Raw genomic sequence first — 24,152 nt, 5'->3', positions numbered from 1 at the left:
CTGAACACCCGCAGACCGCGGTGTGATGCGCGAACACCGGTGTCTTTGCGTGCGCAGTGCGCGCCCGGCGCGGCGCGGCGCGGGACGCTCAGAGCGTCGGGACGCCCTCGTGCCCGGACCGGGGACGCGGAGTCCCGGCGACGCCCGTGACGACCGACCCCGCCGGCACGTCCTTCGTGACGACCGTGTTGGCGCCGACGACGGAGTCCGGACCGATCGTGATCGCCCCGATCAAGGACGACCCGGCGCCGAGCACCACGCGGTCTCCCACCACCGGGTGCCGTCGGGCTCCCGGCCCGTGGTCTCCGCCGCGTCCGCCCAGGGTGACGCCGTGGAACACGAGCACGTCGTCGCCGATGACCGCGGTTTCCCCGATGACGACACCCATGCCGTGGTCGATGAAGAACCGACGGCCGATGCGCGCGCCGGGGTGGATCTCGATGCCGGTGACCGACCGTGCGACCTGCCCGAGCAGGCGGGCCGCGAACCGGGACCCGGGCAGCCCCTGCGCGTTCCAGAGACGATGGGTCACGCGGTAGGTCCAGATGGCGTGCAGACCCGAGTAGACGATCGCGTTCTCCAGGTCGCCCCGGGCAGCGGGGTCACCGCGGCGTGCTGCGGACAGGTCCTCCCGGATGGTCCGCAGCACGCCTCGTCGGAGGGGACGACTCACGCAGTGAGCCCCTCGAAGAGCACCGTCGACAGGTAGCGCTCTCCCGTGTCGCACACGATGGCGACGATCCGCTTGCCGGCGTTCTCGGGGCGTGCGGCGATCTCGAGGGCCGCGTGGATGATCGCGCCGGACGAGATGCCCGAAAGGATGCCCTCCTGCGTCGCCAGGGCACGGGCAACGCGCAGCGCGTCGTCGAGCTCGACGTCGAACACCTCGTCGATGACGCTCTGGTCGAGGACCTCGGGCACGAAGTTCGCGCCGATGCCCTGGATCTTGTGCGGACCGGCCTTGCCCTCGGTGAGCAGGGGCGAGTCCTTCGGCTCGACGGCGACGATCTGCACGCCGGGCACGCGCTCCTTGAGCACCTGCCCGACACCGGTGATCGTGCCGCCGGTGCCGACGCCCGCGACGAACACGTCGACGTGCTCCTCGGTGTCGCGGAGGATCTCCTCCGCCGTGGTCTTCCGGTGGATCTCGGCGTTCGCGGCCGTCTCGAACTGGTGGGCGAGGATCGCGCCGGGGGTCTCCGCGACGATCGACTCGGCCTTCGCGACCGCACCCTTCATGCCCTCGGGCCCGGGGGTCAGGACGATCTCGGCCCCGTACGCGCGGATGACCGCACGGCGCTCGACGCTCATGGTCTCGGGCATGGTGATGACGACCCGGTACCCACGGGCGGCACCGACCAGCGCGAGGGCGATGCCGGTGTTCCCGGACGAGCCCTCGACGATGGTGCCACCGGGCTGCAGCGCGCCGGAGGCCTCGGCCGCGTCGATGATCGCGACGCCGAGACGATCCTTGACGCTGGCACCCGGGTTGTAGAACTCGAGCTTCGCGAGCACCTCGGCCCCGCCTGCCTTCGGCAGCCGGTTCAGCTTGACGAGGGGGGTGTTGCCGAACGCCTGGGAGATGTTCTCGTAGATGGTGCCGCTCATCCGGTCCGTCCTTCGCAGCTCAGGTCGCGCATCGCTCTTCCTGGAGGCGCGGTGTGCGCCCGATCCTAGCGACCGGACCCCGGTCGGTCCTGTCCGTGACGGCGCATGCGCTCGGACGCGAGTCGCGCCTCCAGACCCGGTTCCCGGACTGCGAGAGCGACAGACACCCGCGGAAGATCGACGGCATTCTGTCGCTGTCGCGGGGGGGGGCGAGGACGACCGGCGCCGAGGAGAGTCGCTTCCGAGGCGTTCGCCCCACCGCGTCAGCGCACGAACGCCGTCCGGGCGAACCGCTCGTCGGTCGCCTCCAGCACCCGCAGCACGTTGCCTCCGGCCAACGCCCGCAGGTCCGACTCACCCCAGCCGCGCCGGACGAGCTCCGCCGCGAGCACCGGGTACCGCGACACGTCCCGCAGGTCCGGCGGCAGCACCGGGGTGCCGTCGTAGTCACCGCCGAGGCCGAGGTGCGCGACACCGGCGACGTAACGGGCGTGCTCGACGTGGTCGGCGACGTCCGACACCGTGACCAGGGGCGGTTCGCCGGACATCCCCGACTCCTCCCAGTCCGCCCACGCCCGCGACACGAACTTCGGCACGAAGGTGATCATCACGACGCCGCCGTTGTCGGCCAACCGGGCGAGGACGTCGTCAGGCACGTTCCGCGGGTGGTCGTCGATCGTGACGGTCGACGAGTGGCTGAACACGACGGGCCGGGTCGCCACGTCGAGCGTGTCCCGCATGGTGGCCGGTGCGGTGTGGGAGAGGTCGACGAGCATGCCGATCCGCTCCATCTCGGCGACGACCTGCCGCCCGCGGTCGGTCAGGCCGCCGTGTGCCCGTTCTCCGGTCGCGGAGTCGGCCCAGGGGGTGTCGTCGTTGTGGGTGAGCGTCATGTAGCGGACGCCGAGCCGCGCGAGGGTGCGGAGGACCGCGAGGTCGTCACCGATCGAGTGCCCGCCCTCGGCGCCGAGCAGCGACGCGATCCGGTCGGAGTCGACGGCGGTACGGACCTCGGCGGCGGTGCGGGCGAGCGCGAGGTCGTCGGGGTAGCGCTCGATGATCCGGTGTGCGAGGTCGACCTGCTGCAGCGTCGTCGTCACGGGGTCCGGGTCGTCCGCGGGCACGAACACCGACCAGAACTGCCCGACGACGCCGCCGGCACGGAGCTTCGGGATGTCGGTGTGCAGTGAGTCGGTCTCGGTGTCGATGCCCTCGACGCCGGAGTCGTGGCTGTCACGGCGCTCCCAGGGCAGGTCGTTGTGGCCGTCGATGACCGGGAACGGGAGCGCGTCGAACGTCATCCCCCGACGCTACCGCCCGCGCCCTCGTGGCTAGGCTCGAACCGTGCAACCCGTCACCCTCCGCACCGAGCGACTGGTGCTCTCGGTCCCCGAGCTCGGCGACGCCGACGACGTGGTGGCCTACGCCAACGACCCCGACGTCATCGCGTCCACCCCGGTGCCGGTGCCGTACGGGCACGCCGAGGCGCGGTACTGGATCTCGGACGTCGTCGGTGCCGGATGGGCCGCGGACACCCGGTACGAGTTCGGCATCCGGCGCGCGGACGACCTCCGGCTGCTCGGCACGGTCGGCCTGTTCGCCTTCGCCGACGGGGCCGCCGAGATCGGGTACGCCGTGCACCCGGACGGTCGGGGCTCCGGCATCATGACCGAGGCCGCCGAGCGCGTGCTGCAGTGGGCCTTCGCCGGTCCGCCCGAGGGACTCGGTCTCGTCCGGGTGCAGTGGCGCGCGATCGCCACGAACACCGCGTCGGCCGCGGTCGCACAGCGGCTCGGTCTTCGGTTCGAAGGACGCACGCGGTCGAGCGTGCTGCACCGCGGCAGCCGGCACGACCAGTTGCTCGCCGCAGCGTTGCACGACGACGATCGGTCCGCCTCGACGGTCTGGCCGACGTCGTGACCGTCTCGTTCCGGGTCGTGACGGACCTGCCGGTCCCGCCGGAGCGCGCCTTCGCGCTGTCGCTCGACATCGGCGCGCACGAGCGGTCGATGGCCGCGACCGACGAACGCGCCGTCGCCGGCACGACGGCCGGCATGATCGGCCTGGGCGAGACCGTCACCTGGCGTGCGCGGCACTTCGGGATCGTCTGGCAGATGACGAGCAGGATCACCGCCCTGGAGGCGCCCCACCGGTTCGTCGACGAACAGGTGCGTGGGCCGTTCGCCCGGTTCCACCACGAGCATCGATTCGAGCCGTCGGCCGGAGGCACGCGCATGGTCGACACCATCACGTTCCGCGCACCGCTCGGCCCCCTGGGCCGCCTGGCCGAGGTGCTCGCGCTGGCCCGGTACCTGCCGCGGCTCATCGCCGACCGCAACGCCTCGCTCGACGCCGAACTGCGTGCCGAGCTGCGCGCCGGGTCCAACGGCGATCAGGGCGCAGCGAGCTCCCCCAGCGCGTCGTAGGCGGTGGCGACGGCGTCGACCCGCACCCGGCCACCGGGACCGGAGGCGTCGTAGACGTCGTTCGTGATCGCGGCGACGACGGCGAACAACGCGGCCATCGAGTCGAACGCCGACGGTGAGTCGACCGGGCAGAGGATCGCGGTGGCGGCGGGAGCGGCGATGACCGCGGCCGTCGGGTCACCGAGGACGATGACGTCCGCCCCGGAGTCGACGCAGTGCCGGACGATCCGTTCGACCCCGGCGGTGTGCCGACGCACGGTCACCAGGACGACGAGGTCGTGCCGGTCGAGGTCGGCGACCTCTTCGCCGAGCCGCTGCCCGGGCGACGGACCGACCCGGACGTCGGACCGCACCTGCGCCAGCTGTGACCGGAGCTGCAGCGCGATCGGGTACGCGCCGCGTTCACCGAGGACGAGCACCCGGCGGGCCCGGACGATCCGACGGGCCAGCCGCGGGCGGTCCGCTCGGCCGAGGGATGCGAAGGCCGCGTCGAGGTTGCGCGCCTCGACCGCGCGCTGATCGACGTGGGCGGCGTCCTCGGCGACCCACGGCAGGCCCGAGCCCCGTGCGGACATCAGGTTCTGCCGGACCTCGGCGGCGTCCTGGAACCCCAGCGACCGCACGAGTCGCGAGACCGTGGCCTTCGAGGTCCCCGACTCGGCCGCGAGTTCGGCGGAGGTGCCGACGAGCAGGAGTTCCGGGTCGTGGCGGACCATGGCGGCGACCCGTCGTTCGGCGGGCGAGAGCTGCTCCCACACGGAGTCGATCCGGGCGCGGACGTCGGGGCCGGCGGTGCTCATGCGCGTGCCACCCGGTCGACGGCGACGGCCAGGGCGTCGAGGCCGAGGGCGATGTCCGGCGTCGACACGAACTCGTCCGGGTGGTGACTGATGCCGTCGGGGTTGCGGAGGAACAGCATCGCCACGTCGGTCACGAGCCCGAGCGACATCGCGTCGTGGCCGGCTCGCGAGAACAGCTCCATGGGCGCGGTCTCGCCCGTCGACACGATCCCGGCGCGGACGGCGTCCATCAGCCGGGGCGAGCAGAACACCGCGGGCGCACGGTGCACCTCGGTCGGGGTGACGCTCACCCCGCGCCGTTCACCGATGAGCGTGAAGGCCTTGGTGAGTTCGTCCCAGACCTCGTCCCGCTCGTCGTCGAACTCGCCGCGCAGGTCGACGGAGAACCGTGCGAGCCCGGGGACGACGTTGACGGCTCCGGGTTCGACGGTCATCGTGCCGACCGTCCCGACCTGGTGCGATGCCCGGCAGATCCGTTCCACCGCGAGCGCGGCCTCGGCGGCGGCGAGCAGGGCGTCGTGCCGGCGCTCGTAGGGGGTGCCGCCGGCGTGTCGGGCCTCTCCCACGGCCTCGACCGAGAACCGGCGGGCGCTCGCGATGCTCGTGACGACCCCGAGGGCCTGCCCGGCCTGCTCGAGGTGCGGCCCCTGCTCGATGTGCGCCTCGAGGTAGCCGACCACCGACGAAGGGTCGACCGCGGCGTCGCCGACGCACTCCGGGTCGAGGCCGAAGTCGGTGAAGGCCTGCCGGAGCGTGACGCCGTCACCGTCGGCCAGGTCCCACCAGGCGTCGTCCCAGACCCCGGCCACCGCGGACGACCCGAGCAGGGCCTTGCCGAAGCGCGTGCCCTCTTCGTCGGAGAACGCGATGACCTCGAGCGCGACGGGCAGCGGACCATCGGCGGTGAGCCGGGCGACCGTGCGGATCGCCATGAGCACCCCGACGACGCCGTCGTACCGTCCGGCGTCCACCACGGTGTCCAGGTGCGAGCCGAGCAGCAGCACGGGGGCGTCGGGCGTCGCGCCCGCGGCCCGGCCGTGCAGGTTGCCGGCGGCGTCCTGCCAGGTGGACAGTCCGGCGTCCTGCATCCAGCCCGCGACGAGGGCGTTCGCCCGGGCGTGCTCGGGCGACAGGTAGACGCGGGTGATGCGGCACGGTTCGGCGCTGAGGGCGGCGAGCTCGTCGCACCAGCGGGCGACGAGTTCGGCGTCGGCGGTGCCCACGGCGGTCGCGTTCAGGACGGGCACGGCGCTCACGCGAGCACCTCCGCCCCGGCGGGAGCGACCGCTGCGGTGTCGTCGCGGAAGACGTCGAGGGCGGCGTCGACACCACCGCCGTGCGGGACCGCGTGCCCGGCCCGACGCAGGGTGTGCTCGAGCGCGGCCAGGGTCGTGACGACGGTGTCCTTCCGGGCGTTGTAGCCCATCGTGCCGATGCGCCAGACCCGACCGTGCAGCGGCCCGAACGAGGTGCCGATCTCGATCCCGTGGTCGTCGAGCATCGCGCCGCGCACCTGGTCGCCGACGACGTCGGACGGGATCTCGACGGCGACGACGTTGTGCATCTTGTGGGCGACGTCGCCGAAGACCGGGAGCCCGAGGGCCTGCACCCCGGCGAGCATCGCGCGCCCGGCGGTCTCGTGGCGGGCGACGACGGCGTCGCGGCCTTCTTCGAGCAGGATGCGGGCGCACTCGTGCGCGGCGTAGAGCATCGAAGCAGCCTCGGTGTGGTGGTTCAGGCGGCGGGGGCCCCAGTAGTCGAGGATCATCGCGAGGTCGAGGTAGTTCGAGCGGATCGGTTCGTCGGCGACGTCGTCACCGGGTTCGCGGATGCCGGCCTCGACGCTCCGCCGCTCGTCGAGCACGGCCACGGCCTTGGGCGACAGCGTGACGGGTGCGCTGCCGGACGGGCCGCCGAGGCACTTCTGCAGCCCGGCGCTCACGGCGTCGATCCCCCAGGCGTCGACCTCGAGCGGGTTGCCGCCGACCGTCGCGGTGGCGTCGGTGTAGAGCAGGACGCCGTACCGCTCGCAGATCGCACCGAGTTCGTCGAGCGGCTGGTTCATCGTGGTCGAGGTGTCGCCCTGCACGACCGCCAGCACCTTCGGACGGACGCGGGCGATCGCCGACTCGATGGCGGACGGTGTGAAGACCTGGCCCCAGTCGGTCTCGATGGTGTGGACCTCGGCCCCGGCACGGCCTGCGATCTCGGCGAGCAGGTGCCCGAACCGACCGAACACCGGCACGAGCACGCGGTCCCCCGGGGCGAGCAGCGACACCAGCACCGCTTCGATCCCCGCGCGCGAGGTGCCGTCCACGAGCAGCGTCGCATCGTTGCGGGTGCCGAACACGCGGCGGTAGAGCGCCTGCGTCTCGTTCATCGTCGAGGTCATCCAGGGGTCGTACTGGCCGACGAGCGGCGTCGACAGCGCACGGAGCACGCGCGGGTCGGCGTCGATCGGACCGGGCCCCATGAGGAGACGAGCGGGTGGATTCACTGGGAGCATGGTGGTTCCTTCCGTTCCTGATCTGACGATACCGGAACGATCGTTACAGGGGTGTTCCCGCCGCGAGCACGGGCCGTCCGGCCAGCTGCCCCTCGACGCCGACCACGCCCCCGTCCGCCGTGGCGATGCGACGGCCGCGGAGCCAGGTCTCGGTGACGCTGCCGCGCACGCGGAGCCCGTCGAACGCGGACACCGGGTTGCGGTGCTCGAGCCCGGCGACGTCGACGACGGACTCGGCGGACGGGTCGAACACGGCGAAGTGCGCCAGGGCACCGGGAGCGATCACCGCGCGGTCGCGCAGTCCGACCAGGGCGGCCGGACCGGTCGTGAACAGCGGGAGCAGCGCCTCGAGCGGGATCCCGCGACGCTCGGCCTCGGTCCACACCGCCCGGAACCCGACCTGCAGGCCGGCGACCCCGCCCCAGGCGAGGCCCCAGTCGTCGGTCTTCAGGTCCACAGTCGAGGGCGAGTGGTCCGACACGACGAGGTCGATCGTGCCGTCGAGCACACCGGCCCACAGCGCGTCGCGGTTGGCGTCGTCGCGGATCGGTGGGCAGCACTTGTAGGCGGTCGCGCCGTCCGGGATCGTGCCCGCCTCGAACGACAGGTAGTGCGGGCAGGTCTCGACCGTGATCCGGACGCCGTCGTCCTTCGCCGCGCGGAGCATCGGCAGTGCGCCCGCGTCGGACAGGTGCAGCACGTGCACCCGCGCACCGGTCGCCCGCGCGCCGTCGATGACCTGCGCGATCGCGGACCGTTCGGCGGCGACGGGCCGGGTGGCCAGGAAGTCGGCGTACCGGCCGCCGAGCGCCCGGTGCGGCACGAGGTGCTCCGGGTCTTCGGCGTGCACGATCAGCAGGGCGTCGATACCGGCGACCTCGGCGATCGCGGCGCGGAGCTGTTCGGGGTCGAGGTGCGGGAACTCGTCGACACCGCTCGGCGCCGTGAAGCACTTGAACCCGAAGACGCCGGCGTCGTGCAGGGCGTCGAGCGAGCCGAGACTCGCGGGGACCGCTCCGCCCCAGAACCCGACGTCGACCGCCACCCGGCCCTCGGCACTCGCACGCTTGACGGCGAGCGCCTCGACCGTGGTGGTCGCGGGGATCGAGTTGAGCGGCATGTCCACGATCGTGGTGACGCCGCCCATCGCAGCGGCCCGGGTCGCGGACGCGAAGCCCTCCCACTCGGTGCGGCCGGGCTCGTTGACGTGCACGTGCGTGTCGACGAGTCCGGGGAGCAGCATCTGCCCGCCCGGCACGGTGTGGTCCTGCACGGCGTCGACGACCGCGTCGACGGGCAGGACGCCGGTGACCCGGCCGTCGTGGACGACGACCGCGGCAGGACGGAACGCCCCGTCGACCCAGGCTCGCTGCGCGCGGACGACCAGGTCTGCCGTGTCGCCCGCCGGGAGGCCCGTCATGCGCCCGCCCCGGCCGTCGCGACCGCCGCCGGGTGGCGTTCGAAGCCCGCCAGCAGCCCCGACATGGCCTTCACCGGCGGCAGGGCGTACTCGCCGCGCTTGCCCGTGGACAACCCGAGCCGGACGAGCGACTCCGCCAGGACCGTGGCCGCCGCGACGCCGTCGACGACCGGTGCCCCGATCGCCAGCGAGACCTCGGCGCAGAAGTCCGCCATGCCGGCGCACCCGAGCACGACGGCGTCGGCTCCCCCGTCGATGACCGCTCGGCACTCCTCGATCACGAGCGCACGGGCACCGGACTCAGGGTCGTCGAGCTCGAGCACCGGGACCTCGCACGCCCGGATCTCCGTGACGAGCGGGGCGAAGCCGTAGCGCTCGGCGAGCTCGTGGGCGCGGCCGGTCGTGCGCGCCAGGGTGGTGACGACGCCGAACCGACGGCCGAGCATCGCGGCGGCGTGGAACCCGGCCTCCGCGATCCCGATCACCGGCACCGTCGCGAGCTCCCGCGCGGCGTCGAGCCCCGGGTCCCCGAAGCAGGCGACGACGAACGCGTCCACCCCGTCCTGCTCGCCGCGGCCGATCTGCTCGAGCAGCCCGGGCACGGCCAGGGCCTCTTCGTAGTGGCTCTCGATCGAGGCCGGCCCCATCGAGGGTTCGACCGCTTCGACCAGCGTGCCGGGAGCGGCGGCGGCCTGGGCCGCGATGCCGATCGCCCGCGTCATCGACGCGGTGGTGTTGGGGTTGACGACGCGGATGCGCATCGGGGTCCTTCCGGTGGAGCGAGTGGAGCGGTGGAACCGGTGGTGCTGGGTGGTGCTGGGTGGTGACCATCGTGGCGGGGGCGGGGCGGGCCTCCCGGCCGTGGTGTGGATCTGTGGACGACCGAGCGCCGCGACCCGCCCTGTGGAGGACGGGCCGCGACGCCGGCGGTCAGGCGCGACCGACGGCCGCGCCGTCGTCGACCGAGGGGTCCTCCGCGTCGAGCACGGGCATGCTCGGCCGGACACGCTCGAACGCCCAGAAGACGACGAGGCCCAGGCCGCACCCGATGAACCAGCTGTAGCTCGCCAGCCACGGCAGCACGCCGAGTGCCGGGGGCAGGACCGCGCTCGCCACCGAGATCGCGCCGGTGACCACGAGGGTCCAGATGGCGTTCGGGTTGAACCCGCCGCGGTACCAGTACCGGGCGGTGCGGCTCGTCGAGTACATGTCGTCGATCGCGATGCGCTGCTTGCCGACGATGTAGTAGCCCGCGATGAGGATGTCGAACAACGGGCCGATCAGCGCACCGAGCACCCCGAGCGTGTACAGGATCGCCTGGTCGTTGCCGTACCAGTTCCACGGGGTGAGGAGCACGGAGCCGACTGCGGCGATCATGCCGCCGGCCCGCCACGAGATCTTCCGGGGTGCCACGTTCGAGAAGTCGAACGCGGGGCTGATGAAGTTCGCCACGATGTTGATGCCGACGGTCGCGGTGACGAAGGTCAGGCCACCGAGCAGGATCGCGAAGGGTGCTCCGATGGCCTGCACGGTCTCGATCGGGTCGGTGATGAGCTTGCCGAACACCGGCACCGTCGCACTGGCGCAGAGCACCGTCAGGACCGAGAAGAACAGGAAGTTGATCGGCAGTCCCCAGAAGTTGCCGCGCTTGACCGCGCGGAACGACCGGCCGTAGCGCGAGAAGTCCCCGAAGTTCAGCATCGGGCCGGAGAAGTAGCTGACCACCAGGGCGACCGCGGACAGCATCACCGGGATCGACGCCCCGAACGACAGCGGCTCGCCAGCCGACAGGGTGAACGAGATGTTGCCGATGCCCGCCTGGCTGACCAGGTAGACCGCGAGCACGATCATCACCACGTAGACCGCCGGTCCGGCCCAGTCGATGAACCGCTTGATGGCCTCCATGCCCATCCAGAACAGCGCGCCCTGTGCCACCCACAGGATCGCGTACGAGATCCACCCCAGGGCCGACAGCCCGAGGAACGAGTGGTCGAGCAGCCCCGCCGACGCCGGGATGAACTTGAGGAAGACGATGTTCAGCGACTGGGCGGCGAGGAAGGTCTGCACGCCGTACCAGGCCATCGCGATGAGGCCACGGATGATGGCGGGGACGTTCGCGCCGAGCACCCCGAACACCGCGCGGTTGATCACCGGGTACGGCACACCGGTGCGCTGCGACGGCTTCGCGACCAGGTTGGCGAAGACCTGCACGATGAGGATGCCGACCACCAGGGCGATGAGCACCTGCCAGCTCGCGATCCCGAGGGCGAAGAGCGACCCGGCGGTGACGTAGCCGCCGACGGAGTGCACGTCGGACATCCAGAAGGCGAAGAAGTTGTAGCTCGTCCAGCGCTGCTCGCGCAGCGGGGCGAGGTCCTCGTTCGTGAGCGCCGGGTCGTACCCGGGCTTGACGACGCCGGCACCCGCTGGGGCGGGGGCGGCGGTCGTGGTGGGGGCGTGGGGCGCGGCGACTGGTGTCGCGATGTCGGTAGCCATGGCGTCCTCCGAGGGAGTGGGAAGCGGGGCGGTGCGTGCTTGAGCACGAAGCTACGGAGCGACTTCGCGCCCGCCGTTTCCCTCGTGTAACGGTCGTGTGTCCCGGACCCCGTCCTGGAACGAGCGTTCCGGGATGGTGGTGAAGACCGGCGCCGACCGCACCCGGAGCCGCGCTGCGGCTTGCCGCATCGATGGGCACCGACCCCGCACGGACTCCGCCCCGACCCGAGCACCGGTGACCGCCGGTGGTACGAATCGACCATGAGCAGGGGAATCAGGATCGACCACGTGGGCGTCACGGTGCCGGACATCGACGCAGCCACGCAGTTCTTCGAGGCGGCGTTCGACGCCGTCGTCCTGTACGACATGCGGCGTCGTGACGAGACGCCGAACAGCAGTTCCGAGGCGCACGGCTACCTCGGCATCCCGAGCACCATGGCGCAGGGGGCCATGCGGATGCTCGCGTTGCCGGAGGGGCCGGGGCTCGAGCTGTTCGAGTACCTGGGGCCCGAGCAGCGGAACGCCGCACACCCGTCCGACCTGGGGTGGCAGCACCTGGCGATGTACGCCGACGACCTGGACGAGACACTCGCCCGGGTCGAGGCAGCCGGCGGGACCCGGAACTCCGATCCGCGCGACCTGCGTGGTGACGAGGCGGGGGCCGGCAACCGGTTCGTGTACACCCGCACGCCGTGGGGGTCGACGCTCGAGATCGTCAGCTACCCGACGCCGCAGCCGTACCTGGTGTACGCGCCGCGGCCGAAGTGGGCGCCGTGGCCGATGCCGGACGACGTCTACCCGGTGCCGGCACCCGCCGTGCACTGACGACTCAGTGGCGGGGCACCTGCCCCGTCCGCCGCACGGCCCGTTCGAGCAGTTCGACGTCGATCCCGACGTGCTGCCGGGCGATCACGCCCGCCTCGGGCGCCCGCCCCGAACACACCGCGTCCACCAGCAGTTCGTGCTCGCGGAGCGCGCGGGTCTCCATCTCCGCCATGCCCTCGGCCGTGCCCCACAGGTGCGCCGGAGCGGCGATGGAGATCTGCGCCTCCAACCCGGCGAGCGCGGTCCGCAGGGCGTCGTTCCGGGCGGCGTCGATGATCGTCCGGTGCAGCACGGCGTCGGCTCGCTGCTTCTCGAGACCCGAGGTGGCGTCGCGGAACACCTCGAGCCGTGCACGGATCAGGGCGGCGTCCTCCGGGGTGACCCGTTCCGCGGCGGCCGTCGCGAGCGCCCCGTGCAACAGCGCGATGGCGTCGGCTGTGTCCTGGATCGCCTCCCACCGGGCGAGCAGCACCCGTCCGACGGCGTCCGATGAGCTGTCCGGCCACTCGGTGCGGACGAACGTGCCTCCGCCCCGGCCTCGACGGGTCTCGAGCAGCCCCCGTTCGACGAGTCGCGCGATCGCGCCCCGCACGGTGACCCGGGCCACGCCGAGCAAGCCGGCGAGTTCGCGTTCCGGCGGCAGGTTCGCGCCGGGCAGGTACTCGCCCACGGCGACGGCGGTCACGAGGCGGTCCTCGACCTCGTCGACGCGCGTCTCGGTCGCACGATCGGACACACGGACCCCCTTCGCGGTGTTACGACCACGTTAAGGCAGCAGAAAAGGTATTGCGTGGGACCTTTTTCCGCTCCATGCTGACCCCCATGTCCAGCATCACCGCATCCACGATGCCGTTCCGCGACGGCGAGACCTGGTACCGGGTCACCACGCCCGACAGCCCGGTCGCCGGCGCGCTGCCCCTCGTCGTCCTGCACGGCGGGCCCGGCATGGCCCACGACTACCTGCGGAACCTCGCGGCCCTGGCCGACGAGACCGGCCGGACCGTCGTCCACCACGACCAGTTCGGCTGCGGCCGGAGCAGCCACCGCCCCGACGCACCGGTCGACACCTGGCAGCCGCAGCTGTTCGTCGACGAGTACGCCGCCCTGGTCGAGCACCTCGGGCTCGGCGACCACCACGTGCTCGGACAGTCGTGGGGCGGCATGCTCGGCGCCGAGATCGCGGTGCAGCAGCCCGCGGGGCTCCGGTCACTGGCGATCTGCAACTCCCCCGCGTCGATGCAGCTCTGGGTCGACGGCGCCGCCGAGCTCCGCGCGCAGCTGCCCGCCGACGTGCAGGACGCCCTGACCCGGCACGAGACGGCCGGCACCGTCGACGACCCCGAGTACCTGGCGGCGACGCAGGTCTTCTACGAGCGGCACGTCTGCCGCGTGGTCCCGAGCCATCCGGACTTCGTCGACTCCGAGGAGCAGATGGAGCGCGAGCCGACGGTGTACCACACGATGAACGGCCCGAACGAGTTCCACGTCATCGGCACGATGCGTGACTGGACCATCGTCGACCGGCTCGACCGCATCGCCGTGCCGACGCTCGTCGTCGCCGGCGAGCACGACGAGGCCACGCCCGCCACGTGGGCGCCGTTCGTCGAGCGGATCGCCGACGTCCGGCAGCACGTCTTCCCCGGTGCGAGCCACTGCTCGCACCTGGAGCAGCCGGCGGAGTTCCGCCGGGTCGTCGCGACCTTCCTGGCCGCGCACGACGACGCCTGACCCGGCCACCTCCGGTCTGGAGGCGCTGGACGGGCCCGCCCCGCGCCTCCGGTCCGGAAGTCCCCACCCCCACGGCCGCACCCGCCTTCCCCGACGACACCACCCGCTCCCCTTCCCCGGCACCGCCCCCTCTGCACCGTCCCTCCACCCGAAACGGAACCCGACATGTCGCAGCAGCACAGCGAACTCTCCGCACAGCAGCAGCTCGAGGCCTACGGCTACAAGCAGGAGCTCAAGCGCTCCGTCTCCACCACCGACCTGCTCATCTACGGCCTGGTCTTCATGGTCCCGATCGCCCCCTGGGCCATCTTCGGGACCGTCTACAACGCCTCCAGCGGCATGGTGCCGCTGGTGTACCTCGTCGGCCTCGTCGCGATGATCTTCACCGCCCTGGCCTACGCGCAGATGGCGAAGTCGATCCCCCTCGCCGGCAGCGTGTTCTCGTACGTCGGCCGCGGCATCCACCCCACCGCCGGGTTCTTCGCCGGCTGGGCGATCCTGCTCGACTACCTGCTCGTCCCGACGCTGCTCTACGTGTTCGCCGCCGAGAGCATGGTCGGCATCTTCCCGGGCACGCCCCGCTGGCTGTGGGCGCTCGTGTTCGTCGCGATCAACACCGTCATCAACCTGGCCGGGGTGTCCTCGCTCAAGCTCGCGAACCGCGTCTTCCTGCTCATCGAGCTCGTCTTCGTCGCGATCTTCGTCGTCATCGCCATCGTCGCGCTGACCGGTGGGACGATCCCCGACGCGTCCTTCGGCACCGAGCAGATCTGGGACCCGGCCAAGGTGTCGGCGCCGCTCATCGCCTCCGCCCTGTCGATCGCGGTGCTGAGCTTCCTGGGCTTCGACGGCATCTCGACGCTGTCCGAGGAGTCCACCGGCCGTCGTGGCGGGGCCGGCACGGCGATGATCCTGGCGCTTGTCATCGTGGCGTTCCTGTTCATCCTGCAGACCTGGCTCGCGTCCGCCCTGGCCGCGGGGCGGGACTCGTTCTCGGACAGCGAGGCCGGCAACGCCTTCTTCACCATCGTCGAGCAGGCCTCGTCGAGCGGGTGGGCCACCGCGTTCTTCGCCGTCAACGTGCTCGCCGTCGGCATCGCGAACGCCATGGCCGCACAGGCCGCGACGAGCCGCCTGCTCTTCTCGATGAGCCGCGACCGTCAGCTGCCCGCGTTCCTGCACAAGCTCAACGGGCGCCAGGTGCCGCAGAACGCGATCATCGTCGTCTCGGTGCTCTCCGCGATCCTGGTGCTGTTCTTCGTCGGGCAGATCGACACGATCTCGTCGCTCGTGAACTTCGGCGCGCTGTTCGGCTTCATGCTCCTGCACGTCTCCGTCTTCGTGCACCACGTCGTCAAGGGGAAGTCGCGCAACTGGCTGCTGCACCTGGTCGTCCCGCTGGTCGGGTTCCTGATCATCGGGTACGTCCTGCTCAACGCCGCGGTCGAGGCGAAGGTCGGCGGGATCGTCTGGCTGATCGTCGGCGCGGCCGTGTTCCTGTACTACCGACGCACCGGCCGTTCCACCGAGGTCGGCTCCGAAGCAGAACCGACGACGGAGGACGCACGATGACCCCGGACCACTTCCTGCCGAACACCCTCGGCCGCCCCGGGTTCTCCGCAGACCGGGAGCCCGTGCTGCGGGTCCGCCCCGGTACCGGCGAGACCATCGGCTTCGAGACCACCGACGCCGTCTACGCCGAACTCGACCAGCACCACGACATGGCGCAGCTGCAGGCCCCGATCAACCCGGTGACCGGTCCGGTGTTCGTCGAGGGGGCAGAACCCGGCGACACCCTCGTGGTGACCATCCACGCCATCGAGCTGACCACGCACGGGTGGTCGGTGTCCCTGCCCGGCTCCGGAGCCCTGCAGCACGTGATGGGCGACCGGGTCTTCGCCCGCCGCTGCCCGATCTCGGACGGCACGGTGCAGGTGTCCGACCGGCACCGGTTCCCCGTCCGGCCGATGATCGGGTGCATCGGGACGGCCCCGGCCGAGGGTGAGAACTCGACGATCATGCCGGCCTACCCGGAGGGCGGCAACATGGACGTCACCGAGGCCCGCCCCGGCTCGACCGTTTCCCTGCCCGTCCGGGTCCCCGGTGCGCTGCTGTCGATCGGCGACATCCACGCGCTCATGGCCGAGGGCGAGTCGTCGTTCGTCGCCATCGAGGCCCAGGGCACCGCGATCGTCTCCGTCGACCTGGTCAAGGGCGGCCCGGTGCTCCGCGCACCCCGCATCGAGACCGCCGACGACTGGCTGTTCGTCGGCCTCGGCGACCCCGTGCAGGAGAGCGTCCGGCGCGGGTACGAGGACGCCTTCGCGTTCCTCGTCGACGAGCACGGCTGGAGTGCCGAGGACGCCTACGCGGTGCTGAGCGCGGTCGGTGACTCGAAGCTCGGCGGGCCGACCGGCTCCACCGCCCCGGACCCGTTGCACCCCTTCGCGGCCGTCGGCGCGGTCACCCTGCACCGGGTGCCGAAGTCGGTGCTGTGAGGGTTCGCCGATGCTGACGAGCCCTTCGTGAGCAGGGATGGTCGGGTGCCGAACGGTGACCCGACCATCCCTGCGCACGAAGCGCACGACGCTCGCTCCGCCCGCCGGGAACCTGCACAGGAGTGTGCACGATGATGGGCGCATGCACGAGACCATCCGCTACGTCGCGATCGGCGACAGCTTCTCGGAGGGGATCGGCGACGCCGGTCCCGCTCCCCTCCCCGGCTGGACCGGACGACTCGCGAGCGCGATGGCGGCTGCGTCGGACGCCGACGTCTCGTACGCCAACCTCGCGGTGCGCGGACGGCTGCTCGCCGGGGTCCTCGACGGGCAGCTCGACGCGGCGCTCGACCTCGACCCGGCCCCGACGCTCATCACGTTCTGCGCCGGCGGGAACGACCTGCTCCGCCCCCGCTTCGACGTCGACGCCCTCATCCGCCGGGTCGAGTCCGCCGTCGACCGGGTCGAGGCGCGCGGCGCGCGGATGGCACTGCTCAGCCCTGCCGACCCGAGCGCGCGGCTGCCCCTCGGATCGCTCATCAACCGTCGCGGTGACGCCTGGGCCGGAGCGCTCGGCGAGTTGGCCCAGCGTCGCGGCCTGCCGTTCGTCGATGTGTCCCGCGACCCGCACCTGCGCCGTGCGGAGTTCTGGTCCGAGGACCGCCTGCACATGAACGCGACCGGGCACCAGCGTGTCGCCGACCTGGCGCTGCACGCCGTCCTGGACGGCCCGGCTGCCGCCGACCCCGCGTCCGTGCACGCCGGTCGCACCGGCTTCCGGGCCGAGGCCCGCTACTACCGCGAGTACGTCCTGCCGTGGGTCGGGCGGCGGGTCACCCGGCGCTCGTCCGGCGACGGCCGGTCAGCGACCTACCCGACGTGGACGCCGGTCGCGTAGACCCGCGTCGTCCCACCGGTCAGGGCGTGGGCGAACTCGTCGCCCGTCGCCACGAAGCCGCCCGCCTCGTACAGCCGCACCGCCCGGTCGTTGTCGCCGAGCACGTGCAGCACCACGCGGGGGTGCCCGGCGGCCCGGGCGTCGTGCACCGCCTCGGACAGCAGCGACCGTCCGACGCCGCGGGCCTGCACGCCGGGGCGCACCGCGAGCAACGACAGGTAGGCGGCGTCCGCCGGGTCCGTCGACCGACCGGTGCCCGGTGCCGTGACGAGCACGAAGCCGTCCACCGCGCCGTCCGGGCCTGCAGCCACCAGCCAGGCGACGTGCTCCGCCGAGAACTTCTGCCGCGCGCGCTCCCGCACAGCCGGGTCCTCGGCGGCACCGTCACGGGCAGCCACTGCCGCAGCCCACAGGTCGATGCAGGTGTCGGTCTCGTCCGGGGTCGCAGGACGCACGACCACGGACGACTCGATCACCCGATCAGCCTACGACCACCCGGCTCCCGATCCTGAACGACGCCCCACGGTGCTCGTCGGGCAGCCGGTCCCCGCGGCCGTGCAGCTTCTGGCGGAGCGACCCCGGTTCGTACTCCTCGGGGTAGGCCCCTCGGGCACGGAGCTCCGGGATCACGAACTCGATGACGTCCTCCCACGTGCCCGGGGTCACCGCGTACGCCAGGTTGAAGCCGTCGACGTCGGTCAGCTCCTGGATCTCCTGCAGCCGGTCGGCGATGGTCGCTCCCCCGCCGACCGCCACCGGGCCGAGGCCGCCGATCGCGGTCTGCCGCGCCAGGTCACGGATCGTCCACTTCGACCCGTCCTCCCCGGTCGCCGCCGCGATGTTCGCCGCCGCCGACTGGATCGCGTTCGACTCGACGTCGCCGAGGGGCTGGTCCGGGTCCCACTGCGACAGGTCGACGCCCATCCAGCCGGAGTTGAGCACGAGCGCACCGAGCTCCGACGCGTACGACAGGTAGTCCTCGTACTTCGCCTGGGCCAGCTCGTCGGTGGCGTCCGTGATCACGGTGAGCAACGTGTACACGCGAGCGGCGTACCGGTCGCGACCAGCTGCCTCCAGGGCGTCGCGGACCTTCGCGACGGTCGACGCGAGCTGCTCCACGGTCGGCGCGCCCACGAAGACCGCTTCCGCGTTCTCCGCCGCGAAGCGGATGCCGCGCGGCGACGCGCCCGCCTGGTAGATGACGGGCGTGCGCTGCACCGACGGCTCGGACAGGTGGATGCCCGGCACGTCGAAGTGCGTGCCGTGGTGCTCGATCGGGTGCACCTTCGCCGGGTCCGTGAAGACCCCGGCTTCGCGGTCGGCGACGACAGCGTCGTCCTCCCACGAGCCCTCCCACAGCTTGTAGAGGACCTCGAGGTACTCGTCCGCCACGTCGTACCGATCGTCGTGCGACAGCTGGTCGGTCTGGCCCATGTTCCGCGCGGCACTCGGCAGGTACCCGGTGACGACGTTCCAGCCGACCCGGCCCTTGGTCAGGTGGTCGAGCGTCGACATGCGTCGGGCGAACGGGTACGGGTGCTCGTAGGCGGTGCCCGCCGTGATGCCGAAGCCCAGGTGCTCGGTCACCGAGGCCATGGCCGACACGAGCAGGATCGGGTCGTTCACGGGCACCTGCGACCCGGTGCGGAGCGCGGCCTCGTTCGAGCCGCCGTACACGTCGTAGGTGCCCAGGACGTCGGCGATGAAGATGCCGTCGAACGCCCCGCGCTCGAGCGTCTTCGCCAGGTCAGTCCAGTAGGTCATGTCGCGGTAGTCCCGCGACCGGTCGCGGGGGTGCCGCCACAGTCCGGAGGACTGGTGCGCGACGCAGTTCATGTCGAACGCGTTGAAGCGGATCTGCCGGTGCTCGCTGCTGGTGGTCACGGGTCGAGACGCTACGTCGGACACCTGCGACCGTCACGGATCGTGACGAAGCGTGACGGTCGGCTCCGGCACCGGCCTGGATCCCCGCCCCGCGTCCGCCACGCCACCCCGCGCCGGGCGCGTGGCCGGTTCCCGGGCTCAGGCGCGGTCGTGGAGCGTGACGTGGTACCCGTCGGGGTCGGCGAACGTGAACGTCCGGCCGAAGGGACCGTCGATCGGCGCCGAGACGATGCGGTGCCCGTCGGCGACCAGCGCGTCGTGGATCGCCTGCACGTCCGTCGCGTGTAGCCAGATCGCGGCGCCGATGCCGGGCTGCGCCACCGCGTCGAGGTCCGTGCCGGGCACCAGGTCGCGCAGGGCGAAGGCGATCGGGGTGGTCTCGAACACGACGGCGTGCGGCGGACCGGCCTGCGAGCGGACGAGGCCGAGGTACCGCTCGTAGAACGCCTGCGAGGCATCGAGGTCGCGGGTCTGCAGGGAGATGAAGTCGGGGCCGGTGACGGGCATGTGGTGCTCCTTCGGTTTGTGTCAGTTTTCTGACACCGAGCAATCTATGTCAGACTACTGACATGCGTCAAGACGACACCGGCATCCACCTCGAGACGTCGATCGGCTACCTGCTCAAGGAGACCGCGAGCGCCCTCCGCACGTCGATGGAGGCCGTGCTGCGTCCGCTCGGCATGACGGTGACGCACTACTCCTGCCTGGAGTTGCTCGCACAGCGCCCCGGCCTGTCGAACTCCGAACTCGCGCGGGGCACCTTCGTCACCCGGCAGTCGATGAACGTCCTGCTGCAGACCCTGGAGCGGGACGGCTTCGTCACCCGCGCCACCGAGCCGTCGGTCGGCAAGGCGCTCCCCACGCAGCTGACCGACAGCGGGCGGCGGAGCCTGGCGCAGGCGAGTGCGGCGATCCGCGGGGTCGAACGGCGGATGCTCGCCGATCTGACCGAGGACCAGCAGACCGCGGCCCGTCAGATCCTGCGGAGCATGGTGACGTCGCTCCACAGTCAGGCCACGTAGCGCACCGACGCGGCACCCTTCGGCGCGTACCGTTCGTCGAAGTCTCGCTCGTTGGGGATCCACACGTCCCGCCAGAGCGCATCATGCCTGCGCCCGAGCGCGCGGTCGCGCGCCACGCCCCGACGTGCCGCCGTGTCGAGGTCGACGTCACACCAGATGCTGAGGTCGAGGTGAGGAGATGTGTCGGGATGGAAGAGCCCGATCAGGTCGACGATCAGCACATCCGTCCGCGGCAGCGGCTCAGCGGGGCCGAGGGCTCGAACCGACCAATCGAACCGCTGGAACGTGCTCGCCCGACCGGCCCGGTGCGGTTCGAGCACCGACGAGACCAGACGGGGACGATCGACGCCGTCCCAGTCGACGGAGCGCTGATGGGACCGAACGGGGTCGAGGAAGTCGTCGCCTCGGACACGGGCCGCGCCGGGGATCTCCCCGACGAGCGTGCGCGTCAGCGTGGACTTGCCGGATCCGCAGTACCCGGAGACACCGACGACGATCGGTGCATGAGCCGAGGCACGGCGGGACGCGACGAGCTCGATGACGCCGCTGCGGTCCATCGGGCAAGCGTACGAGGTCGATGACGGTGCGCCGGTGTTCGTAGGCTGAGCGGATGGACGTCGCGCTGCGGGACAGCACCACCGAGGACCTCGAGTGGCTCGTCGAGCTCCGGGCCGTGGTGCTGCGCGACGACCTGACCCGGCTCGGGGTGTTCGACGAGACGCGCATCCGGCAGCGCCTCCGCGACGCGTTCCGACCACAGCTGACCCGCATCGTCGTGGTCGACGGCCGCGACGTCGGGTCGATCACCGTGCGGGTCGAGGACGACGTCCGCTGGGTCGAGCACTTCTACCTCGCGCCCGACGTCCAAGGCCGTGGAGTCGGTTCGACCGTGCTGCGCGCCGTCCTCGACGAGCCCCACGACGGTCCGACGCGGCTCAACGTGCTGGTGGGCAGCCCTGCTCGCCGACTCTACGAACGCCACGGGTTCGTGCTCGACACCGATGACGGCGTCGACGTGTTCATGACGCTGCGGGCCGCCGATCGAGCACCCCACGGAGCGCACTGAGCTGCTCGTCGACGATGTCGGCCATCCGGCGCTCGGCCGGTCCGGTGACCCAGGCCTCGAGGGCCAGGTGGAACAGCATCACGGTCGTCTCGGCGATCACCGCCGCCTCGGACGGATCGAGCCCGCGGTGGACGAAGGCGTCGCGTACCGCGTCCGTCAGGTCGGCCCGCTTCCGGGCGTCGCGCTCCCGGAGCGAGGACTCGGACAGCACCAGTCGCCGCACCGCGCCGACCTGGCCGTGACGCCCCTCGAATCGCTCGTCGGCGACGGTGCGGAGGCCGTGCACGACGATGTCGAGCGGGTCGATCCCGGCCGGCGCGACCTCGATGGCGGCACGGGCGAGGTCGGGGATCTCGTCACCGGCGAAGATCACCTCGCGCTTGTCGGCGAAGTACCGGAAGAAGGTGCGGGTCGTCAGGCCGGCCCGTGCGGTGATCTGCGGCACGGTCGTCGCCTGGTAGCCCCGCTCGGCGAAGAGCTCGAACGCCGCTCGCTCGAGTCGCCCTCGGGCATCCGGAGACCAACGCATGTGTCCACAGTAGTGGTGATGACACGTCGTGTCATGGTTGTATTGGCGATGACACTTCGTGTCATGATCCACTTCGAGCAAGAGATCGGGACACCATGCCGTCATCGGGCAACGCAGCACTCTGGACCACGTCCGCCGGGCGGTTCGCCGTCGGGCCCGCACCGGTCCCCGAGCCCGGCCCCGGCGAGCTCGTCGTCCGCGCCGAGGCGGTCGCCGTCAACCCGGTCGACGCCGTCGGCGGGCTCTTCCGGCACCTGGTGTTCCCGAAGCTGCGGTTCCCCGCGATCCTCGGGTCCGACGTCGCCGGCACCGTCGTCGCGATCGGCCCGGACGTCGAGCGGTTCCGCATGGGCGACCGGGTCGTCGGGCACGCCGCGGGGCAGGAGCAGCACCGGAACAGTGCCGCCGAGGGCGCCTTCCAGCACCAGGTCCTGCTGCTCGACCGTGTGACGACCCCGGTTCCCGACGACCTGTCCGCCGAGCAGGCGGCGGTCCTGCCGCTCGCTGTCTCGACCGCAGCGGCCGGTCTCTTCGAACCGGACCAGCTCGCGCTGTCGCTCCCGACCGCCGACACGTCCGAGCGCCCCGGCGTCGTCCTGGTGTGGGGCGCGTCCACGAGCGTCGGCGCCAACGCCGTCCAGCTCGCCCGGGCCGCCGGGTACGCCGTGATCGGTACCGCGTCACCGAAGAACCACGGGTTCGTGCAGTCGCTCGGGGCCGAGGCCGTGTTCGACTACCGCGATGACGGTGCCGCACGCCGCATCCTCGAGACACTCGCCGACCGCGAGCTCGCCGGCACCCTCGCCTTCGGCCAGGGCTCACTGACCCGCACGCTCCCGATCGTCCGGGCAGCCACCGGCTCCGGACGACTCGCGTCGGCGTACCCGACGCCGGTGACCACGATCCGTGCGCGGCTCGAGCGCCGACACGGGGTCCACGTCACCGCGATCTGGGGCGGACGCCCGACGGAGTCCGAGGTCGGCCCCGCGATCTACCGCGACTTCCTGCCCGAGGCGCTCCGCACCGGGAGGTACCGTGCCACCCCGACCGCATCCGTCGTCGGATCTGGACTCGCCACGATTCCGGACGCCCTCGCCGAGCTCCGCGCCGGCGTATCCGCCCGGAAGCTCGTCGTGACGCTCCCCTGAGCCGGTAGCGTCAGCGATGTGACCGATGCCCACGAGCAGGACGACGAGACGTTCGAGATCATGCTGTCGGGCGGCGCCACGCCGCGGGGGCACCTGCAGGACCCGAGCGCCGTGACGCTGCACCTGGACCCGCGGCTCCTCGGCGACACCACCAGGGGCAAGGAGATGTTCGCCCTGGCGATCGACCAGCAGCACGCCGCACTGTCCGACTACGCCACCGCCATCGAGGCCGCCGACGGTGACGTGACTGCTCCGGCCGTGCAGGACGCCGCGACCGCACTGCACGAGGCGCTCCGGTTCCTGCCGATCGCCCACACCGTGTACACGGGCGTCGGTTTCCCCACCGCCCGCGTCGGGGACGACCCCCGCCCGACCTCGCTGCGGCCGGAACGCGGCGAGCGCGGCCTCGGCGTCCACCCGGACGTGCTCACGGCGATCCACGGAGACACCTCGCAGCGCTGGGAGCTCGCGTGCGAAGAGGACCTCCCCCTCGCCGTCGAGATCACACTGGCGACCGACCCGGACGAGAACGTGCGGTCCGCCTTCCTCACAGCGACGAGGTCACGAACCGTCGTCCTGCTCATGGAACAGCGAGAGACCGACCCGGGCGTCCTCGACCAGCTCGCCCAGCAGAGCCACGCGAGCCCCGCGCGCAAGTTCCCCCTGCCGTTCGCCGACCTCGTTCCCCGAGAGCTGGACGGCCTCTACGAGCTCCTCGGTCTCGACGACGATGCGGTCGCGCTCGCGAAGGCCCGCTGGGCACGGGCGCAGGATCGGAACGAGCGCATCAGCGTCGGTGACGCGCTGCGCGAGATCGGAGTCGTCAGCTGAGCGGCTTGGCGTACCAGCGATCCGAGTACGGGTCGTCGTTGAACGGCGGCACCCGGACGAAGCCGAGCCGTTCGTAGAGCGCACAGGCCTCGGCGAGCTCAGCGCGGGTGTCCAGCCGCAGCGACGTGATTCCGCGTCCCCGGCAGACGTCCTCGACGTGGCGCAGGAGTGCCGAACCGACGCCTCGGCCGCGGTGCTCCGGCAGCGTGAACACCTTCGTCAGCTCGCCGACGGCACCGACGAAGCGCACGCCGGCGCAGGCGACAGCGGCTTCCCCGTCACTCGCGACGACGAACACCCCGGAGTCACCCTGCAGGTCGTCGTACGGCTCCTCGTCGAGCGCGCGGTCGACCTCGGCCGGCGTCGCCGCCCGCCCGTACCACCGCGACGCGACCTCCGTCAGGTAGGCCCGCACGATCGCGTCGGCCCGGCCTGCGCCAGGTTGCTCCGTCTCGATGGTCATCGCT

At 71.9% G+C, this 24,152-nt stretch carries 27 protein-coding genes; 11 read left to right on the top strand and 16 right to left on the bottom strand.

Annotated features, from left to right (window positions below; all coding sequences use genetic code 11):
- Positions 1-88 precede the first annotated feature (88 nt).
- The 3 genes from epsC to Q9R26_RS02125 form a co-directional block, all read right to left on the bottom strand.
- Positions 89-673 (bottom strand): serine O-acetyltransferase EpsC, encoded by a 585-nt coding sequence (gene epsC, locus Q9R26_RS02135; RefSeq protein WP_311226434.1) that lies wholly within the window; start codon positions 671-673, stop codon positions 89-91.
- The gene (gene cysK / locus Q9R26_RS02130) at positions 670-1,608 is read right to left on the bottom strand and encodes a cysteine synthase A (RefSeq protein ID WP_111022171.1); all 939 of its coding nucleotides are present in this window, start codon (positions 1,606-1,608) and stop codon (positions 670-672) included. The genes epsC and cysK overlap by 4 nt, the downstream gene beginning before the upstream one ends.
- Positions 1,609-1,871: 263 nt before the next feature.
- A complete protein-coding gene (locus Q9R26_RS02125; RefSeq protein WP_311226433.1) occupies positions 1,872-2,909 on the bottom strand; it encodes a dipeptidase in 1,038 nt (345 codons plus the stop codon).
- Positions 2,910-2,952: 43 nt separating this feature from the next.
- On the opposite strand from Q9R26_RS02125, the gene Q9R26_RS02120 reads away from it, so the two are divergent.
- The gene (locus tag Q9R26_RS02120; protein ID WP_311226432.1) at positions 2,953-3,528 is read left to right on the top strand and encodes a GNAT family protein; all 576 of its coding nucleotides are present in this window, start codon (positions 2,953-2,955) and stop codon (positions 3,526-3,528) included.
- Positions 3,525-4,034 carry an SRPBCC family protein gene (locus Q9R26_RS02115; RefSeq protein WP_311226431.1) on the top strand — a complete coding sequence of 170 codons (510 nt, stop codon included), beginning with the start codon at positions 3,525-3,527 and terminating at the stop codon, positions 4,032-4,034. The genes Q9R26_RS02120 and Q9R26_RS02115 overlap by 4 nt, the downstream gene beginning before the upstream one ends.
- On the opposite strand, the gene Q9R26_RS02110 is transcribed toward Q9R26_RS02115, so the two are convergent.
- From Q9R26_RS02110 to Q9R26_RS02085, 6 genes are all read right to left on the bottom strand, one after another.
- Positions 4,001-4,834, bottom strand: coding sequence for a MurR/RpiR family transcriptional regulator (locus Q9R26_RS02110; protein WP_111029315.1), 834 nt, complete (start codon positions 4,832-4,834; stop codon positions 4,001-4,003). The two genes, Q9R26_RS02115 and Q9R26_RS02110, sit on opposite strands and share 34 nt — an antisense overlap.
- Complete coding sequence (locus Q9R26_RS02105) at positions 4,831-6,090, bottom strand: allantoate amidohydrolase (protein ID WP_311226430.1); 1,260 nt, start codon at positions 6,088-6,090, stop codon at positions 4,831-4,833. Before Q9R26_RS02105 ends, Q9R26_RS02110 begins: the two co-directional genes overlap by 4 nt.
- The gene (locus Q9R26_RS02100; protein WP_110863478.1) at positions 6,087-7,340 is read right to left on the bottom strand and encodes an alanine--glyoxylate aminotransferase family protein; all 1,254 of its coding nucleotides are present in this window, start codon (positions 7,338-7,340) and stop codon (positions 6,087-6,089) included. The genes Q9R26_RS02105 and Q9R26_RS02100 overlap by 4 nt, the downstream gene beginning before the upstream one ends.
- A gap of 43 nt (positions 7,341-7,383) precedes the next feature.
- On the bottom strand, positions 7,384-8,760 hold the full coding sequence (gene allB / locus Q9R26_RS02095) for an allantoinase AllB (protein WP_311226429.1): 1,377 nt from the start codon (positions 8,758-8,760) through the stop codon (positions 7,384-7,386).
- Positions 8,757-9,521: an aspartate/glutamate racemase family protein gene (locus Q9R26_RS02090; protein ID WP_182066090.1), complete on the bottom strand. Its 765-nt coding sequence runs from the start codon at positions 9,519-9,521 to the stop codon at positions 8,757-8,759. The genes allB and Q9R26_RS02090 overlap by 4 nt, the downstream gene beginning before the upstream one ends.
- Positions 9,522-9,690: 169 nt before the next feature.
- Positions 9,691-11,256, bottom strand: a complete 1,566-nt coding sequence (locus Q9R26_RS02085; RefSeq protein ID WP_311226428.1) for an NCS1 family nucleobase:cation symporter-1 — start codon at positions 11,254-11,256, stop codon at positions 9,691-9,693.
- Between the two features lie 261 nt (positions 11,257-11,517).
- Between Q9R26_RS02085 and Q9R26_RS02080 the strand changes: the two genes are divergently transcribed.
- Positions 11,518-12,081, top strand: a complete 564-nt coding sequence (locus tag Q9R26_RS02080) for a VOC family protein (RefSeq protein WP_182066088.1) — start codon at positions 11,518-11,520, stop codon at positions 12,079-12,081.
- A 4-nt stretch (positions 12,082-12,085) separates the two neighbouring features.
- Here the strand turns inward: Q9R26_RS02080 and Q9R26_RS02075 are convergent, their stop codons facing one another.
- Complete coding sequence (locus tag Q9R26_RS02075; RefSeq protein WP_182066087.1) at positions 12,086-12,817, bottom strand: FadR/GntR family transcriptional regulator; 732 nt, start codon at positions 12,815-12,817, stop codon at positions 12,086-12,088.
- 86 nt (positions 12,818-12,903) lie between these two features.
- Here Q9R26_RS02075 and Q9R26_RS02070 point away from each other — a divergent pair, with 86 nt between their 5' ends.
- The 4 genes from Q9R26_RS02070 to Q9R26_RS02055 all read left to right on the top strand — a co-directional run bounded on the left by Q9R26_RS02070 (position 12,904) and on the right by Q9R26_RS02055 (position 17,205).
- Positions 12,904-13,809 carry a proline iminopeptidase-family hydrolase gene (locus tag Q9R26_RS02070; RefSeq protein ID WP_247737621.1) on the top strand — a complete coding sequence of 302 codons (906 nt, stop codon included), beginning with the start codon at positions 12,904-12,906 and terminating at the stop codon, positions 13,807-13,809.
- Between the two features lie 165 nt (positions 13,810-13,974).
- Positions 13,975-15,381 carry an APC family permease gene (locus tag Q9R26_RS02065; RefSeq protein WP_311226427.1) on the top strand — a complete coding sequence of 469 codons (1,407 nt, stop codon included), beginning with the start codon at positions 13,975-13,977 and terminating at the stop codon, positions 15,379-15,381.
- The gene (locus Q9R26_RS02060; protein WP_182066084.1) at positions 15,378-16,307 is read left to right on the top strand and encodes an acetamidase/formamidase family protein; all 930 of its coding nucleotides are present in this window, start codon (positions 15,378-15,380) and stop codon (positions 16,305-16,307) included. Before Q9R26_RS02065 ends, Q9R26_RS02060 begins: the two co-directional genes overlap by 4 nt.
- A 142-nt stretch (positions 16,308-16,449) precedes the next feature.
- Positions 16,450-17,205 (top strand): SGNH/GDSL hydrolase family protein, encoded by a 756-nt coding sequence (locus Q9R26_RS02055; protein ID WP_311226426.1) that lies wholly within the window; start codon positions 16,450-16,452, stop codon positions 17,203-17,205.
- Here Q9R26_RS02055 and Q9R26_RS02050 read toward each other — a convergent pair.
- From Q9R26_RS02050 to Q9R26_RS02040, 3 genes are all read right to left on the bottom strand, one after another.
- Positions 17,178-17,681 (bottom strand): N-acetyltransferase, encoded by a 504-nt coding sequence (locus Q9R26_RS02050; RefSeq protein WP_311226425.1) that lies wholly within the window; start codon positions 17,679-17,681, stop codon positions 17,178-17,180. The genes Q9R26_RS02055 and Q9R26_RS02050 overlap by 28 nt on opposite strands.
- A 4-nt stretch (positions 17,682-17,685) precedes the next feature.
- On the bottom strand, positions 17,686-19,089 hold the full coding sequence (locus tag Q9R26_RS02045) for an LLM class flavin-dependent oxidoreductase (RefSeq protein ID WP_311226424.1): 1,404 nt from the start codon (positions 19,087-19,089) through the stop codon (positions 17,686-17,688).
- Positions 19,090-19,227: 138 nt separating this feature from the next.
- Positions 19,228-19,596: a VOC family protein gene (locus Q9R26_RS02040; RefSeq protein ID WP_111087383.1), complete on the bottom strand. Its 369-nt coding sequence runs from the start codon at positions 19,594-19,596 to the stop codon at positions 19,228-19,230.
- 62 nt (positions 19,597-19,658) lie between these two features.
- On the opposite strand from Q9R26_RS02040, the gene Q9R26_RS02035 reads away from it, so the two are divergent.
- The gene (locus Q9R26_RS02035) at positions 19,659-20,111 is read left to right on the top strand and encodes a MarR family transcriptional regulator (protein ID WP_311226423.1); all 453 of its coding nucleotides are present in this window, start codon (positions 19,659-19,661) and stop codon (positions 20,109-20,111) included.
- On the opposite strand, the gene Q9R26_RS02030 is transcribed toward Q9R26_RS02035, so the two are convergent.
- Positions 20,099-20,668, bottom strand: coding sequence for a phosphoglycerate transporter (locus tag Q9R26_RS02030; RefSeq protein WP_311226422.1), 570 nt, complete (start codon positions 20,666-20,668; stop codon positions 20,099-20,101). The genes Q9R26_RS02035 and Q9R26_RS02030 overlap by 13 nt on opposite strands.
- Positions 20,669-20,721: 53 nt before the next feature.
- Here Q9R26_RS02030 and Q9R26_RS02025 point away from each other — a divergent pair, with 53 nt between their 5' ends.
- Entirely contained in the window at positions 20,722-21,177 is a 456-nt protein-coding gene (locus Q9R26_RS02025) for a GNAT family N-acetyltransferase (protein ID WP_311226421.1), read from the top strand.
- Here Q9R26_RS02025 and Q9R26_RS02020 read toward each other — a convergent pair.
- The gene (locus Q9R26_RS02020; protein WP_182066079.1) at positions 21,131-21,706 is read right to left on the bottom strand and encodes a TetR/AcrR family transcriptional regulator; all 576 of its coding nucleotides are present in this window, start codon (positions 21,704-21,706) and stop codon (positions 21,131-21,133) included. The two genes, Q9R26_RS02025 and Q9R26_RS02020, sit on opposite strands and share 47 nt — an antisense overlap.
- Before the next feature lie 95 nt (positions 21,707-21,801).
- Between Q9R26_RS02020 and Q9R26_RS02015 the strand changes: the two genes are divergently transcribed.
- Complete coding sequence (locus Q9R26_RS02015; protein WP_311226420.1) at positions 21,802-22,854, top strand: zinc-binding alcohol dehydrogenase family protein; 1,053 nt, start codon at positions 21,802-21,804, stop codon at positions 22,852-22,854.
- Positions 22,855-22,872: 18 nt separating this feature from the next.
- Positions 22,873-23,685, top strand: a complete 813-nt coding sequence (locus tag Q9R26_RS02010; RefSeq protein WP_311226419.1) for a hypothetical protein — start codon at positions 22,873-22,875, stop codon at positions 23,683-23,685.
- Here Q9R26_RS02010 and Q9R26_RS02005 read toward each other — a convergent pair.
- The gene (locus Q9R26_RS02005) at positions 23,678-24,148 is read right to left on the bottom strand and encodes a GNAT family N-acetyltransferase (protein ID WP_311226418.1); all 471 of its coding nucleotides are present in this window, start codon (positions 24,146-24,148) and stop codon (positions 23,678-23,680) included. The two genes, Q9R26_RS02010 and Q9R26_RS02005, sit on opposite strands and share 8 nt — an antisense overlap.
- Positions 24,149-24,152 lie beyond the last annotated feature (4 nt).

It is taken from the genome of Curtobacterium sp. BRB10 (genome assembly GCF_031844325.1).
In the GTDB taxonomy this organism is placed as follows: domain Bacteria; phylum Actinomycetota; class Actinomycetes; order Actinomycetales; family Microbacteriaceae; genus Curtobacterium; species Curtobacterium poinsettiae_A.
This window is presented reverse-complemented; position numbering and strand designations above follow the sequence as displayed.